Origin of the sequence: Alistipes sp. i18-0019-D1, assembly GCF_042852885.1 — a bacterium.
GTDB lineage: Bacteria > Bacteroidota > Bacteroidia > Bacteroidales > Rikenellaceae > Alistipes.
The window spans coordinates 967464-981655 of sequence record NZ_AP031424.1 but is presented as its reverse complement, the minus strand read 5'-3'; the positions used below and the strand labels follow the sequence as shown (position 1 = coordinate 981655).

The window sequence follows — 14192 nt, the reverse complement described above, 5'->3', positions numbered from 1 at the left end:
ATTTTTAATTAATATTTATATATAGTATATCATCGGTTTTTGCTTTTGATTAAAAAATTGCAACAAAAAATCCCCAACCAGTCAAGGTTGAGGATTCGCAAGAATCTATGTATTAATATCTTATATCTGTGAAAAAATCGTAGAAATTAGATATTTTTGTTACCAATTTGTTACTCTCAATACGTCGCCTTGAGTGTAATTAATTGATTATCAATTAAAAGATTAAATACATGCAGAAATATACAACCTTTTCGGCAAATAGCAAAAGCGGCCGTCTTTTTTTTCGGCCGGAGACCCGATTCGGGGCGCATTTGCGCTATTCGACGGGGATCGTCAGCAGAAACCGCGCTCCGGGGACGTGCCGCGTGTCGAGGCGCACGTCGCCGCCCAGCGTGCGGGCGATCAGCCGGCACACGGACAGTCCCAGCCCGAGGCCCTGGCCGTAGGGGTCGATTTTGACGAAGCGGTCGAAGATGTGTTCCTGCTCTCCTTCGGGGACGCCCGGGCCGGAATCCTCAACGGCGAAGGTGACGCTCCGGCCGTCCTGTGCCACGGCGTAGGAGAGCGATACCGTTCCGTCCTGTCCGGTGAACCGCACGGCGTTGCGCAGCAGTTCGGTGAGCGCTTTGGTGAGCAGCACGCACGAGGTTCCGGCCGTGAATTTCTCGCGTTCCGGAAGGAACCGGATCGCGGTCTCCGCCATGCCGTGTTTCGAAAGCCCGCGGATGCACTCCCGGCAGCAGGCGTTGATGTCGGCCTGCGCACTGACGGGCGGGGTGTCCGACGATTCGAGGTCGGCGATGTAGAGCACGTCGTCCACGAGTTTCTGCAGGAACCCGCTGTTCTCGCGTATGATGTCGATGTAGGCATCGCGCTCGGGGTCGTTTTCCGGGGCCGTCGAGGCCAGTTCGGCGAATCCGACGATCGCGTTCAGCGGGGTGTTGATTTCGTGGGTGATGTTGCGGATGAAGACGCCCTTCATGCGGCTGGCCTGCTCGGCGGCGTGTTTGGCATGGGCCAGGCGGCGGTTGAGGCGCGTCAGGATGAAGATGAATATCGAAGCCAGCAGCAGGATGACACCCAAACTGATCTCGAACACGCGGGCGCGGCGTAGCCGTTCGGCCTGGGCCTGCTGCTGCGCTTCGGCCTTTTCGCGGTCGAGGCGTTCGACGTCGAACAGCGTGGCGAATTCGTTCAGCGTCTCCCGGTTGCTCTGGTCGTATTTCTTTTGTGCGAGAGCCATTTGCCGCGAGAGGTCCTCGGCCGAAGCCTTGTAGTTGCCCAGTTCGTAATTGATCGCGGCCCGGGTTCCGAGCATCGGGATATAGAAATAATGTGTGCTGTCCCGGGTTTTTTCATAGGGGGCCAGCTGTTTGTTGACGATTTCCAGCGCCTTGTGCAGTTCGCCGGAGTGCTTGTAGATGGAGAGTTCGATCTCCCTGATCTTGTTTTCCGAGGCGTATCCGTTGCTCCCGTCGCGGATTTCGCGCAGGAGCTGCCGGGCGCGTGCAAACTCCCCTTCCTCGGCATGGAGATTCGCTTGGGCGATGCGCACGCGCCAGATATGTTCGGGGAGCAGGATGGTCTTTTCGGCCATTCGGAGCGCTCTCTCGGACTGGTCGTATTTCCGCTGCTGGGTGTACATCTCGCCGAGTTGGAGGTAAAGGTCGGAGACGTCCACCTCTTTCAGCCCGTTCCGCTCGGCGACATCGATGGCCTTGAGGTAGGTGTCGATGGCCGTATTGTAGAGCGATTTGGTCCGGTAAATGTGTCCTAAATGCTTGTATGCCTCGGCAATGGCCGGTTTGTAGTCGTCCCGGATGGCCTGGTCGAGGAAGCGTTCCAATTCATATTGGGCGAGGGTGTATTTGCTGTACTTGGTGTAGTAGGAGATCAGTCGTGTCCAGACGAAATAGTAGTGCGTCGGCTGGTTGTGCTGGCGGGTGAACTGCTGGGTGCGCGCCACCCACACTTTGACCGAGTCGAATTTGTTGGTGTAATAGTAGTAGTCGGTTTTCAGGCACAGTGCTACGGCCTGCATGCGGCGGTTCTGTTTTTCGCCCGCGAGACGGAACATGGTGTCGGCCTTGAGCAGCATTTCCGGGTCCTGTTTGTGGCGGTTGCACCAGCGGTAGTAAGCTACGAGCGTGCTGTCGAGACCGTCGGCCGAGGATTGGGCGGCAACCGGCGATACCGATGCTGCCAGTATCACCAGAAGTAGCAGGGCGTTTTTCATTACATTTTGGGCTAAAAGTGCACAAAATTAGCCGCAAAAACCGAAAAAACCAAATAAAAAAGTATATAAATTCGCTTTTTTAAGGATTATAACGGGCTGTTTTTTCCGTCAGCATCTCTTCTTCGAGCAGGGAGAGGGCCGCCGAACCGGCCTTGCGGATGACTTTGCTGCGGTTGCCTCTTACGCGGATCAGCCGCGACACGGTGCGTTCGGGCGAACTGACGGCGATCCAGACCGAACCCACCGGGAGTTCGGGCGTGCCGCCGGAAGGGCCTGCGATGCCGGTGGTGGCGATTCCGTAATGGGCGTCGGCGGCATGGCGGACGCCCTCGGCCATTTTGCGCACGATCTCTTCGCTCACCACGCCGTAGCGGGCGATGGTGTCGCGGGAGATGCCCAGCAGCAGTTCTTTCGTCTGGTTCCAGTAGGCCACCACGCCGCCTTTGAAATAGGCCGAGGCGCCGGGCATGGCCGTGAACCGCGCGGCGATGGTCCCGCCCGTGCAGCTTTCGGCCACGGCGAGCGTCTGCGTACGGTCGGTCAGCAGGCGGTGGACTCTCTTTTCCGGTTTGAAGCAGTTGCAGGAGGCTGTCAGGGAGAGCGCAGCCAGCATGACGAGCAGTTTATTCATGGCTGGAGGTGTTTAGTTTCCATTCAGGCAGTCGCGTAGCAGGCCGATGGCGAAGGCGCCGGCGCGGTCGATGATCTGTCCCCGGTCGGTTCCGCACTGTTTGAGGATTGCGACCGTCTCCCGGGGTGTCGCCACGGCGATCCACACCGTACCGACCGGTTTTTCCGCCGAGCCGCCCGAGGGTCCTGCGATCCCGGTGGTGGCCACGGCGTAGTCGGCGCCTGCCGCGCGGCGGACGCCCTCGGCCATCTGGCGGGCCACCTGCTCGCTCACGGCTCCGTAGCGGGCGATGTCCGCGGGGTCGACGCCCAGCAGTTCGGCTTTGGATTCGTTGCTGTACGACACCACTCCGCAGAGGAAGTAGGCCGAAGCGCCGGGCATGGCCGTGAACCGTGCGGCGATCGAGCCGCCCGTGCAGCTTTCGGCCGCGGCGAGCGTCAGCCCGCGCGCGGTGAGTATTTTGTGCACCGCCTCCTGCATGGTCGCGGTTTCGAACCCGAGGATGTTGTGGGGGATGATCTTGCGCAGGGCCTCGAACCGGCTCTCGATTTCGCGGGCGACGCTCTCGCCCTCCACCTCGTAGGCCGACAGGCGCAGGCGCACCGCGCCCGGATTGGGCAGGTAGGCCAGTTTCAGGTACGGGGGCAGGGCGTTTTCCCACGCTTCGATGCGCTTGGCGAGCATCGATTCGGGCAGTCCCGCGGTGATCATCGTGCGGTGGATGATCTGCCGCAGCGCGAAGCGGGCCTTCAGGCGGGGCATCACCTCGTCCTCCATCAGGTGTTCCATTTCAAACGGCACGCCCGGCAGCGAGATGATCACGTGTCCGTCGCGCTCGAACCACATGCCCGGTGCCGTGCCGTGGGCGTTGAACAGCACCGTGCAGCATGCGGGGACTATCGCCTGCGAGCGGTTGAGCTCGTTGAACTCGATACCGCGTTCGGCGAGCATCTTCTCGACGTGCACGGCCACTTGTTCGTCGTAGCGCATGTCGCTGCGGAACATCTCCGCGAGGGTCTTTTTGGTGATGTCGTCTTTCGTGGGGCCGAGTCCTCCGGTGACGACGGTCACCTCCGATGCGGCGAGGGCGCGCTCTGCCGTTTCGATGATCTGCGTGCGGTCGTCGCCGATCGAGATTTTCTCGCGGACCACGATGCCCGCCGCATTGAGGTGCTTGGCGATGGAGACCGAGTTGGTGTCCACGATCTGCCCGATGAGTATTTCGTCGCCGATGGTGATGATTGTCGCTTTCATGACCGGATGGATTCCTGTTTTTCTGCGGGTTTCTGCTGTGTTTGCGGGGCGTCGGCCGGGGATGTCGGTTCGGCGGCTTCCGGGACTTCGGTTTCCGGAGCGGAGACTTCCGATACAGCGGTTTTCGGTTCGGCGGCTTCCAATGCGGCGGCCTGCCGTGCGGCCTTTTCCGCCGCCTGGCGGGCTTCCGCGTCGGCGATCAGCGCGCGGCACACCTCTTTGACCATTCCGGGACCGTTGTAGACGTAGCCGGTGTAGAGCTGTACGAGGTCGGCCCCGGCGTCGAGCATCGCCCGCACGTCGTCGGCCGACATCAGTCCGCCGACCCCGATGATGGGGTAGGTTCCGCCCGAACGGGTGTGGACGCGGCGTACGATCTCCACGGCGCGGCGCGTGAGCGGGGCGCCGCCGAGGCGTCCGCTGCCGATCTTTTCGAGCGCCGTGCGGCTCGTGTGGAGTCCCTCGCGGCTGTGAGTCCCGTTGGTGGCCACGATACCGTCGAGCGGCGTTTCGAGCAGCACGTCGGTGATCTGGTCGATCACCTCGTCCGGCATGTCGGGCGATATTTTGAGCATGATCGGCCGGAACTGGTTCTGCCCGCGCCGGAAGTCGAACAGCGGGTTGAGTATCTGGAGAATATGTTCGCGCGTGTGCGTCGTGCCTTCGCGGCAGGCGTTGTCGCAGCTGATGTTGACGGTGAAATAGTCCGCATACTGGTAGAGGCTGCGGAAGAGTTTGAGGTAGTCCGCCGGAGCGTTTTCGGCGGGGGTCGAGGTGTTCTTGCCGATGTTGCAGCCCACGATCACGCCGTCGTGCGGGCGCCGCAGGTGGCGGATGGTGGCTTCCAGCCCGCGGTTCGCGAGTCCGATGCGGTTGATGATGGCGTTGTCCTTCGGGAGGCGGAACACCCGCGGCCGCGGGTTGCCTGCCTGCGGACGGGGCGTCACGGTTCCTACCTCGACGAATCCGAATCCCAGCGCGGCCAGTTCACGGAACGCCTCGCCGTTGTGGTCGAATCCGGCCGCCAGTCCGATGGGGTTGGCGAAGCGGATGCCGAACACCTCGCGTTCGAGCGCCGGATGCTCCACGGCGTAGCATTTGCGCAGCAGCCAGCGGCCGCCGGGTATCAGCCCGATGATGCGCAGCAACAGCAGCACCGCGTGGTGGGCCTGCTCGATGGTAAGCGAGAAAAGTACGGGCTTTATGACTCTCCGGTACATGGTTCTTAACTGATAATCGCGGGCAAAGGTAATTAAAAAAGGACGAATTAGCTAATAAAAAGCGGGTTTCGCCTTTTTCGGACACCGGTGTGTGTGCAATCCGTGCCGTTTGTGCTAAAAATATTCGCGGCGGTAGGCGTAATGGTCGCGCATGGATTCGAAATCCCCGGGCCGCTCCTTGAGGCGGCGGCTTTCGGCCGCGATGTCGTATGCCCCGCCGATGGTCCGGCAAAGTTCCTGCCAGGAGATCGGCCGCGGAACCGCCGGGGCGGCCTGGGGCGGATACCACCCGTCGAGCGGCAGGCCGAAACGGCGGGCCAGCGAGGCGACGGACATGGCCGTGGCGTTGGCCTTGCCCTGCTCGGAGTAGCCCGCGATGTGGGGCGTGGCGAGCAGTGCGTTTTCCAGCAGCGCCGGATCAGGGTTCGGCTCGTGCTCCCAGACGTCGAGCGCCCAGCCGAGACCGCTTCGGAGCAGAGCCTCGCCGTCGACCACCTCCCCGCGCGAGGAGTTTATGAGGACGGCGCCGGATTTCATCCGGCCGAACAGGCGGCTGCCGGCCATGTGGCGCGTCGAGGCGTCGAGCGGCGTGTGGAAGGTGAGGATGTCGGCCTCGCGGGCCACCTCCTCCAGCGGCCGGAACCCGCACCGCTCGCGCTCCTCGCGCGGCGGGTCGCAGCAGACGACGCGGAATCCCCACCCTTCGGCATACGCTTTCACGAGCGACCCGACGTGCCCCACGCCCACGATCCCCAGCGTGCGTTCGGCGGGCTGCCATCCCTGCGTGCGGGAGAGGTGAACGAGTGCCGCGCCGACCCATTGCAGCACGCCCCGGGCATTGCAGCCCGCGGCCGTCGTGACTTCGATGCCGTGTGCCGCGCACCACGCCGTGTCGATGTGGTCGAAGCCGATGGTCGCCGTGGCGATCAGCTTTACGCGCGAACCCGCCAGGAGTTTTTCGTCGCACCGCGTGCGGGTGCGGATCACCAGCGCGTCGGCGTCGTGCACGGCGGCGGCCGAAATCGCCGTTCCGGGGAGGTATTCCACCTCGGCGAACGGCTCCAGAACGCCCCGCAGAAAAGGTATGGCGCTGTCAGCAATGATTTTCATGATATGGGTGTTTTTTCGTCGATTTTCGTCTTTAAGTAAACAAAGATAGGTAAAAAATAAAAAATGCGTACCTTTGCAGTTCAAAAGCATGTTATGGAACAGAAAATCTTCGACCCGGATGGAGTCGGCGTGGACAACGGAACCTATTTCGGGCTTCCGTTCGCTCCCGAAACGGCGGAACTGGTGCTGATCTCGGCGCCGTGGGACGTGACGGTCTCCTACGGGGCCGGTGCGGCTTATGCCCCCGACGCCGTCATCGAAGCCTCGACGCAGCTGGATTTTTACGATCCGCTGGCCCCCGGCGCCTGGCGCCGCGGCATCGCTACGGCCGACGTGGACTATTCGCTGCAGGAGTCTTCGCAGCGCCTGCGGACCGACGCCGCACGAGTGATCGACCACCTCGAAGGGGGTGGCTGCCTGGAGGACGACTATGTCGTGCGCAAGGTCCGCCGCGTCAACGAGGGGTGCATGGCGATGAACGCCAACGTCGAGGCGCAGGCTTCGCGCTGGCTCGATGCGGGCAAGACCGTGGGGCTGGTCGGCGGCGACCACTCGACGCCTTACGGGCTGATCCGGGCGCTGGGCGCGCGCCATGCGGCGTTCGGCATCCTGCACGTCGACGCCCATTGCGACCTGCGCGACGCCTACGAGGGGTTTGAGTTTTCCCACGCCTCGGTCATGTTCAACGTCCTGCGCGACGTGCCGCAGGTGACGAAGATCGCCCAGGTCGCCGTGCGCGACTTCAGCGAGTCGGAGGCCGCGCTGGCCGCTTCCTCCGGGCGCGTCGCCACCTTCGACGACCTTTCGCTCGCCGCCGCCCTTTTCCGCGGCGAGACGTGGGATGCGCAGTGCCGCCGTATCGTTGACGCGCTGCCGCAGGAGGTCTACGTGAGTTTCGACATCGACGGACTGACCTTCGAAAACTGCCCTCACACCGGAACGCCGGTTTCCGGCGGCCTCACGTTCAACCAGGCCGTCTGGCTGCTCGACACGCTCACCCGCTCGGGACGCCGCATCATCGGTTTCGACGTGGTGGAGGTGTGCCCCGCGGCCGACGACCGGATCGACGCCATCACGGGCGCCCGCATGCTCTGGAAACTCTGCGGGCAGACCCTCAAGTCAAACGAAAAATAAAACGACTGATAAATGCGACTTTTTTCGATGTACCGCTGGGTCCGCCAGCGACACATGATGGGGCTTCGGGGCCGCAACTTCCTGGAAGCGCCCTGGGCCGGAGGCGTGGTGCTGCTGGTGTGCGTGATCGCCGCCATGCTGCTGGCCAACCTCCCCGCGACCAAACTCTACTACCATCACCTGCTGGAGACCGATCTCTCGCTGATGGTCCGTTCGCCGGACGGGGTGATCGACTGGATCTTCCCGCGGGGCATGACCGTCGAGAAGTTCATCAACGACGGGCTGATGGTGATTTTCTTCTTTGCCGTGGGTCTCGAGATCAAGCGCGAGATCGTCTGCGGTCAGCTCTCGTCCGCACGCCGGGCCATCCTTCCTGTGCTGGCGGCCGCGGGCGGCATGCTGGTTCCTGCGATATTCTTCACGGCGTTCAACCACGGTACGATGGCCGCAAACGGCTGGGGAATCCCCACCGCCACGGACATCGCCTTCGCCATCGGCATCCTCTCGATGCTGGGCAACCGGGTTCCCGTGTCGCTCAAAATCTTCCTCACGGCGCTGGCCATCGCCGACGACCTGGGGGCCATCCTGGTCATCGCGCTCTTCTACGGGGGCAAGGTGCAGATCGGCTGCCTGCTGGTGGCGCTGGTCATCATGCTGGGGGTCTACTTCATGAAACAGATGGGCGAGAAGCGCATGTTCTCCTACCTGGTCCCGGCCTTCGTGGTCTGGGGGCTGTTCTACTACTCGGGCGTCCACTCGACCATCTCGGGCGTGGCGATGGCCCTGCTGATCCCGATGGAACCGCGTTACAGCAAGGAGTATTTCGCCCATAAGATGCGCTGGCTCAATGCGCTGATGCTCCGTGCCGCCTCGCACGAGGATTTCCCCAACGAGGAACAGCGGTTCTACCTGCGGCGCATGCACGACCTGTCGGCCAATTCGGTGGGCATGAGCTACCGCCTGGAACACGGACTGGCGCCCTACGTCACGTTCCTGATCATGCCGGTCTTCGCGCTGGCGAACGCCGGCGTCGAGATCACGTCGCTCGAATACCTCAATATTTTCCACTATTCGCCCGAAATCGGTTCGATCGGCATGGGTGTCTTCTTCGGTCTTGTCCTCGGCAAGCCGCTGGGCATTTTCCTCGCCAGCTGGGGTGCCGTTAAGACCGGTCTGGCCGAGCTGCCCGAGGGGGCTACATGGCGCATGCTGCTGGCCGTGGCCTGCCTGGGCGGTATCGGCTTCACGATGTCGCTGTTCGTCGATTCGCTGGCCTTCACCGACCCCGACCTGGTCGACCGCGGCAAGATCGCGATCCTGATGGGTTCGCTGGCTGCCGCCGTCGTGGGGTGCCTGCTGATCCTGGCCTTTTCGGTGAAAAACCGCCGGACCCGGCAGGACGGGCGGTAGCTATCCGCCGCCTGCGCGGCCTTTGCCGGAAATGGCGCCCGGTCCGGACCGGCGCGGCAGAATGCGGGGAGGGACACGCGCCCTGCATTGGTATCGGCTTCGCCCTCAAAGGACTGCGGTTCGGCAAAGGCAAATAAATTTGCTTCTGCCCGCACCTTGCACTATCTTTGCAAAAAAGATTCGATAATGATGAAAAAGACCTTCTCGATCCTTCCGGTCCTCGTGCTGCTGCTGGCCGGAGCCTGCTCGAAAAACTCGGGCGGAGGCGGCGTGAAACTCCGGAACGATACCGATTCGGTGGCCTACGTCATCGGCATGAACGTGGGCATGAACCTGCTGAGAATGGATTCGACGATCAACGTCAATGCCGTCTGCGAAGGTATCCGCGACATTTTCCGCGGCAATCCCAAGCTCTCGGCGGCCGATGCCGAGACGTTCTATCTGAGCTACGTGAACTACGCCCTTCCCGAGAAGGCCCGCGCCTATGAGGAGCAGTTCCTCCTCGACATCGCCAAGTCGAACCGCTCCTATGCCCGCACCTCGTCGGGCGTGACCTACACGGTTACGGCTGTCGGCGACCAGAACCTGATTCCCACTTCCGAGCGAGACAGCGTGGCCCTGCGGTGGGTGATCCGCACGGCGGCGGGCGACGAGATCACCTCCTCCTACGAGCGGGGCGATACGGTGCGTTCGCTGGTCCGCAACCTGCGGCGCGGGGTGCAGGAGAGCGTGAAGCTCATCGGCAAGGGCGGCAAGATCAACGCCTGGATGCCTTCGTCGGCAGCCTACGGCGCCGAGGGCGACAAGGAACTGGGCGTGGCTCCCAATGCGACGCTCTATTTCGAGATCGAACTCGTCGACCTCGACAAGTATACGACCCGGTCGCGGCGGCGTTGACGGTCCGTCCGGCGCCGCCGGTTCCGCGGCCGGATCGTCCGGCCGCGGGGATTTCGCCAAAATAGTTGCTCGGAATCATTTCGTTAACAAAATTTTTATATCTTTGCGGGGAATAAGCCCGCGCTTTGATAGGCGGCGCCTCGGCAGAGCCGGATAAATTCGCCTCTGCTCCCGGTTTGCACTGTCTTTGCGCGTGCGACGGCGACAATATAAAGGAAACATCAAACATAGTGAAAACAACAATGAAAAAAATCTTTTTTGCTGCGGCGCTCGCGGGTGCCGCAATGCTCGCCTCCTGCGGAGGAAACAAGGGCGGGGTACAGCTGGGCAGTCTGTCCGAGTTCGACTCTCTGTCGTATTCGCTCGGAGCCAACATCGGCTATGGCATGAGCTACGAAATGAAGGATATTCCGTTCGATTTCAAGGCTGTGGACAAGGGTGTCCGGGAAGGCGCTCTGGGCAAGGCCACCCAGGAGCACGACAAGTCGCTCGATATGCTGCGCGAATATTTTATGACCAAGCGCGGCGAGCGTGCGCAGGCCGTGGCGCAGAAGCGCGCCGAGGCGGACAGCGTGCGCCTGGCCGGCGGCGACACGACCAAGGTGGAGTATCCCGCGGCCGATCCCGACATGTTCGAGAGCGAGGAGGAGCGTACCGAGATCTCCTATGCCTTCGGTAACGACATCGGTTACAACATCGCACAGAGCGGCATGCCCATTCAGCTGGTCTGGATCGGCGAGGCCATGCAGAACGTGCGCGACAACAACGCCAAGATGACCGAGGACGAGGTGAACCAGTACTTGCAGTACTACTTCATGGTGAAGCGTCCGGCCGAGAACGCCGAGGCTTCGAAGGCGTGGCTGGAGAAGACGGAGAAGAAGTCGGGCGTGAAGAAGACCGAGTCGGGCCTGCTCTATAAGGTTACCGACGCCGGCGACGCATCGGTGATGCCCAAGGACCCGCGCGACGTGGTGAAGGTGCACTATACGGGCCGTACCCGCGAAGGCAAGGTGTTCGACACCTCGAAGTTCGCCAACCGTTCGAAGGAGCAGCAGGAGATGATCAAGAAGCAGCGTCCCGATGATTTCGACAAGGACGAACCCGTCGAGTTCCCGCTCAACCGTGTGATTCCCGGATGGACGGAAGGGTTGCAGCTGGTGGGCAAGGGCGGCAAGATCACGCTCTGGATTCCCGCCGACCTGGCTTACGGTGCGCGCGGCGCAGGCCGTGACATCGGTCCCAACGAGGCTCTGGAGTTCGAGGTCGAGCTGATCGACGTCACTCCCTACGTGGAGCCTGCTCCGGCCGATTCGACCGCAACGGCCGAGAAGCCCGAGGCTGCTCCCGCAAAATAGTCGGACCGTGAAAAATGAATCCGGATGAGCGCATGCACATCCGGATTTTTTATAAATAGGTATCTAAAAAAACTCCGGCCTTCGAATCATCGAAGGCCGGAGTTTTTCGGTTGGGTCCGTTTAGAACGGCAGGTCGTCGACCTGTGCGGGCGCAGAGGCGTAGGAAGGCTCCTCGGCGATGGGCGGCATGTCGGGCATCGGGGCCGCCGCGGTCTCCTGCTTGGGCTGCAGACGCCATGCGCGGATGTCGGTGTACCAGCGGCCGTTGTATTCGCGCGACTCGATGTTGACCGAGACGTTGTAGGCCGAACCCTCTTTCAGACGGGCCACATCTTCGGGCTTGTTGAAGAACGTAACGCAGATTTTGCGCGCGAAAGAGCCTTCGTTCATTTCGAAAACCACATCCTGACGCTGCCACTCACCGCGTGCCGACGTTCCCTTCGTCACGGGCAGTATTTTGTAAACGGTTCCTTCGAATTCCATAGTATAAATAGGGTTTGTTTGTGACAAAGGTAGCAATTTTCCGGGACATTCGGAGCCTTTTCCGCGGAAAAAACGTCTGACGTCCGAAGATCGGCGGATGCGGCATTCCTGTCCCGGAACCGCGGCGTGCGTCCCGTCCCGCTCGGCTCCGTCGAAGGTCCCGTCCCTTTCCTTTTGCCGCCTGTTGCAACAGGCATCGCGCTGTAATCTGTGCAAAAAGCAGAGGCCGGTTTGCTTTTTTTGCTTTTTTTGAATTATCTTTGGTGCCGTAACGATATTTTTGTGTCGGAGAGTTCGCCGGACCGTCCGGTTTCGGATTCGTCCGGCTTGCTGGCATCCTTGTTCATTATGAAAAAACTACTGCTTTTTGTTGCGCTTCTCGGCCTTGGGCTGCCCTTGCGGGCGCAGGACGACAAGGCGCTGGCCTCCGCCGCTGCGAAGGCCGACCTGAAACTGATGTCGTTCAACATCCGCTATTACAAGCCCGGCGCCGACGGCGACAACGGCTGGGTCGCGCGGCGTGCCGCCTGCGTGGAGATGATCCGTGCGGAATCGCCCGACGTCATCGGCTTCCAGGAGCCGCACCGGCCGCAGATCGACTATCTGAAGGTGAACCTCCCCGAATACGCCGAGGTCGACATGGGCCGCGACGCCGCGACCGACATCGAGAAGAAACCCGACGGCGGCGAGCATCTGATGATCATGTACCGCCGTTCGAAATACATCCTGCTCGACAGCGGGTTCTTCTGGATCAGCCCCACACCCGAATGCCCTTCGCGGGGCTGGGACGCCATGTGCCGCCGCGTCACGGTGTGGGTGCAGCTCAAGGACCGGAAAACCGGGAAGGAGTTCTTCTATTTCGACACCCATTTCGACCATATCGGCAAGCAGGCCCGTGCCGAATCGGCCCGGATGATGGTCGCCCGGATGAAGCAGATCGCCGGGGAGAAGGCCGCCGTGTTCCTCTCGGGGGACCTGAATACGACCTACGACAACGCCCTGCTCGACCCGCTGAAGGCGTGGATGCAGTCGGCGCGCCATGCGGCCCCGGTGACCGACGAACTTCCGACGTTCAACGACTTCGGCAAGCGCTCGCTGTGGATCGACTTCATTTTCGCCCGCAATGCCCGGCCGCTGGCCTACCGGACCCTCGCCGATTCCGGGCGTTACGGTGTTCCGTTCCTTTCGGACCACAATCCCGTTTACGCGCTCTACAAACTCTGAACCCGCCGGACGGCCGGCAAACCCGGATACAACCAAACTCCGATACCATGAAGAACCTTTCCCTCGTTTTCCGCAGCCTCGCGCTGCCCGTGTTGCTGCTGACGCTGAACGCCGCCGGCGCACAGGAGAAGAAACCGCTCCGTTACGTCGATGCCGCGACGCTGACCGTCATCGGCAAGAGCATGCCCACTCCCAAACCGTTCCAGCGGGTCGACACCGCCCGTTACGAGCTCTGGCAGCCCGTGAAGAACTACTCGGCCTTCTCCACCGGACTGGCCGTCGTTTTCCGCACCGACAGCCGGACGATCCGCGCCCGGTGGAAAACCGGCGGATACGGATTGGGCCACAACATGACCGCCATCTCCCGCAAGGGACTCGACCTCTACATCGAGCGCGGCGGGCAGTGGGTCTACGCCGGTTTCGGCTGGCCCAAGGGCGATAACCACGACAGCGCGCTGGTCGAGTATATGGACCAGGGCGAGAAGACGTGCCTCTTGTACCTCCCCCTTTGGGACGAGGTGCTTTCGCTGGAACTGGGTGTCGACGGGGATAGCCGCATCGAGGCCGTTCCGAACCCGTTCCGCCACCGGATCGTAGTGCTCGGGTCGAGCATCACCCACGGCGCTTCGGCCGGGCGTCCCGGCATGACCTGGACGGCGCGGCTGGCCCGCGAAATGGGGCTTGATTTCCTGAATCTCGGTTACAGCGGACAGTGCAAGCTGCAACCCGAATTCGCACGGATGCTGGCCGAGATGGAGGCCGACGCCTTCGTTTTCGACGCCTTCTCCAACCCGAGTGCCCGGGAGATCGGGGAGCGGCTCGACTCGTTCGTTGCGACCGTCCGCAAGGCGCATCCCTCGACGCCGCTGATCTTCATTCAGACCGAGGTTCGCGAAACCGGGAATTTCAACCTCCGGGCGCGGAAATTCGAATCCGACAAGCGCGCCGCCGCCGAAGCGGGCATCCGGCGGCTGATGAAGGACGACCGGAACATCTACTTCATCGACTCCCCGGGGATGATCGGCACGGATCACCTCGGGACGGTCGACGGCTCGCACCCCTCCGACCAGGGTTTCATGCACATGACCCGCCATCTCGAACCGCAGTTGCGCAAGATATTCCGGAAATACGGAATCCGCTGATCCGCAAGCCGGAAAGGCCGCAGCCCGAAAGCTGCGGCTTTTTTGTTTTTCCGGCAGGGAGTTGCAAATTTGAAATTAATGCTATCTTTGCTCTTG

At 61.7% G+C, this 14192-nt stretch carries 12 protein-coding genes; 6 read left to right on the top strand and 6 right to left on the bottom strand.

All coding sequences use genetic code 11. The annotated features are described in order from the left end of the window. Positions 1-316 precede the first annotated feature (316 nt). The 5 genes from ACGHP5_RS03975 to ACGHP5_RS03955 all read right to left on the bottom strand — a co-directional run bounded on the left by ACGHP5_RS03975 (position 317) and on the right by ACGHP5_RS03955 (position 6451). Positions 317-2236, bottom strand: coding sequence for an ATP-binding protein (locus ACGHP5_RS03975; protein ID WP_337755839.1), 1920 nt, complete (start codon positions 2234-2236; stop codon positions 317-319). A gap of 79 nt (positions 2237-2315) precedes the next feature. Next, a complete protein-coding gene (locus tag ACGHP5_RS03970) occupies positions 2316-2867 on the bottom strand; it encodes a CinA family protein (RefSeq protein WP_295903934.1) in 552 nt (183 codons plus the stop codon). Between the two features lie 12 nt (positions 2868-2879). Continuing rightward, positions 2880-4121 (bottom strand): competence/damage-inducible protein A, encoded by a 1242-nt coding sequence (locus ACGHP5_RS03965; RefSeq protein WP_390568101.1) that lies wholly within the window; start codon positions 4119-4121, stop codon positions 2880-2882. Beyond that, positions 4118-5341, bottom strand: a complete 1224-nt coding sequence (locus tag ACGHP5_RS03960; protein ID WP_390568100.1) for a quinone-dependent dihydroorotate dehydrogenase — start codon at positions 5339-5341, stop codon at positions 4118-4120. The genes ACGHP5_RS03965 and ACGHP5_RS03960 overlap by 4 nt, the downstream gene beginning before the upstream one ends. 114 nt (positions 5342-5455) lie before the next feature. Then, on the bottom strand, positions 5456-6451 hold the full coding sequence (locus tag ACGHP5_RS03955; protein ID WP_337755836.1) for a 4-phosphoerythronate dehydrogenase: 996 nt from the start codon (positions 6449-6451) through the stop codon (positions 5456-5458). A gap of 93 nt (positions 6452-6544) precedes the next feature. Between ACGHP5_RS03955 and ACGHP5_RS03950 the strand changes: the two genes are divergently transcribed. From ACGHP5_RS03950 to ACGHP5_RS03935, 4 genes are all read left to right on the top strand, one after another. Then, positions 6545-7585, top strand: a complete 1041-nt coding sequence (locus tag ACGHP5_RS03950; RefSeq protein WP_290533252.1) for an agmatinase family protein — start codon at positions 6545-6547, stop codon at positions 7583-7585. Between the two features lie 12 nt (positions 7586-7597). Next, a complete protein-coding gene (gene nhaA, locus ACGHP5_RS03945) occupies positions 7598-8995 on the top strand; it encodes a Na+/H+ antiporter NhaA (protein WP_337656985.1) in 1398 nt (465 codons plus the stop codon). A 189-nt stretch (positions 8996-9184) separates the two neighbouring features. Then, entirely contained in the window at positions 9185-9892 is a 708-nt protein-coding gene (locus ACGHP5_RS03940; protein ID WP_390568099.1) for an FKBP-type peptidyl-prolyl cis-trans isomerase, read from the top strand. 242 nt (positions 9893-10134) lie between these two features. Next, entirely contained in the window at positions 10135-11247 is a 1113-nt protein-coding gene (locus ACGHP5_RS03935) for an FKBP-type peptidyl-prolyl cis-trans isomerase N-terminal domain-containing protein (RefSeq protein WP_022062513.1), read from the top strand. 120 nt (positions 11248-11367) lie between these two features. Here ACGHP5_RS03935 and ACGHP5_RS03930 read toward each other — a convergent pair whose 3' ends face one another. Next, positions 11368-11730 (bottom strand): DUF3127 domain-containing protein, encoded by a 363-nt coding sequence (locus tag ACGHP5_RS03930; protein WP_390568098.1) that lies wholly within the window; start codon positions 11728-11730, stop codon positions 11368-11370. Between the two features lie 348 nt (positions 11731-12078). Here ACGHP5_RS03930 and ACGHP5_RS03925 point away from each other — a divergent pair, with 348 nt between their 5' ends. Next, positions 12079-12954 (top strand): endonuclease/exonuclease/phosphatase family protein, encoded by an 876-nt coding sequence (locus ACGHP5_RS03925; protein WP_390568097.1) that lies wholly within the window; start codon positions 12079-12081, stop codon positions 12952-12954. A gap of 47 nt (positions 12955-13001) precedes the next feature. Next, positions 13002-14096: an SGNH/GDSL hydrolase family protein gene (locus tag ACGHP5_RS03920; RefSeq protein ID WP_290533246.1), complete on the top strand. Its 1095-nt coding sequence runs from the start codon at positions 13002-13004 to the stop codon at positions 14094-14096. Positions 14097-14192: the final 96 nt, after the last annotated feature.

Bases quoted from the DNA above. Each gene is read 5' to 3' on its own strand.
- ACGHP5_RS03920 (WP_290533246.1), top strand. From the start codon at position 13,002: ATGAAGAACCTTTCCCTCGTTTTCCGCAGCCTCGCGCTGCCCGTGTTG.
- ACGHP5_RS03955 (WP_337755836.1), bottom strand. From the start codon at position 6,451: ATGAAAATCATTGCTGACAGCGCCATACCTTTTCTGCGGGGCGTTCTG.
- ACGHP5_RS03960 (WP_390568100.1), bottom strand. From the start codon at position 5,341: ATGTACCGGAGAGTCATAAAGCCCGTACTTTTCTCGCTTACCATCGAG.
- ACGHP5_RS03940 (WP_390568099.1), top strand. From the start codon at position 9,185: ATGAAAAAGACCTTCTCGATCCTTCCGGTCCTCGTGCTGCTGCTGGCC.
- ACGHP5_RS03970 (WP_295903934.1), bottom strand. From the start codon at position 2,867: ATGAATAAACTGCTCGTCATGCTGGCTGCGCTCTCCCTGACAGCCTCC.
- ACGHP5_RS03930 (WP_390568098.1), bottom strand. From the start codon at position 11,730: ATGGAATTCGAAGGAACCGTTTACAAAATACTGCCCGTGACGAAGGGA.
- nhaA (WP_337656985.1), top strand. From the start codon at position 7,598: ATGCGACTTTTTTCGATGTACCGCTGGGTCCGCCAGCGACACATGATG.
- ACGHP5_RS03965 (WP_390568101.1), bottom strand. From the start codon at position 4,121: ATGAAAGCGACAATCATCACCATCGGCGACGAAATACTCATCGGGCAG.
- ACGHP5_RS03950 (WP_290533252.1), top strand. From the start codon at position 6,545: ATGGAACAGAAAATCTTCGACCCGGATGGAGTCGGCGTGGACAACGGA.
- ACGHP5_RS03975 (WP_337755839.1), bottom strand. From the start codon at position 2,236: ATGAAAAACGCCCTGCTACTTCTGGTGATACTGGCAGCATCGGTATCG.
- ACGHP5_RS03925 (WP_390568097.1), top strand. From the start codon at position 12,079: ATGAAAAAACTACTGCTTTTTGTTGCGCTTCTCGGCCTTGGGCTGCCC.
- ACGHP5_RS03935 (WP_022062513.1), top strand. From the start codon at position 10,135: ATGAAAAAAATCTTTTTTGCTGCGGCGCTCGCGGGTGCCGCAATGCTC.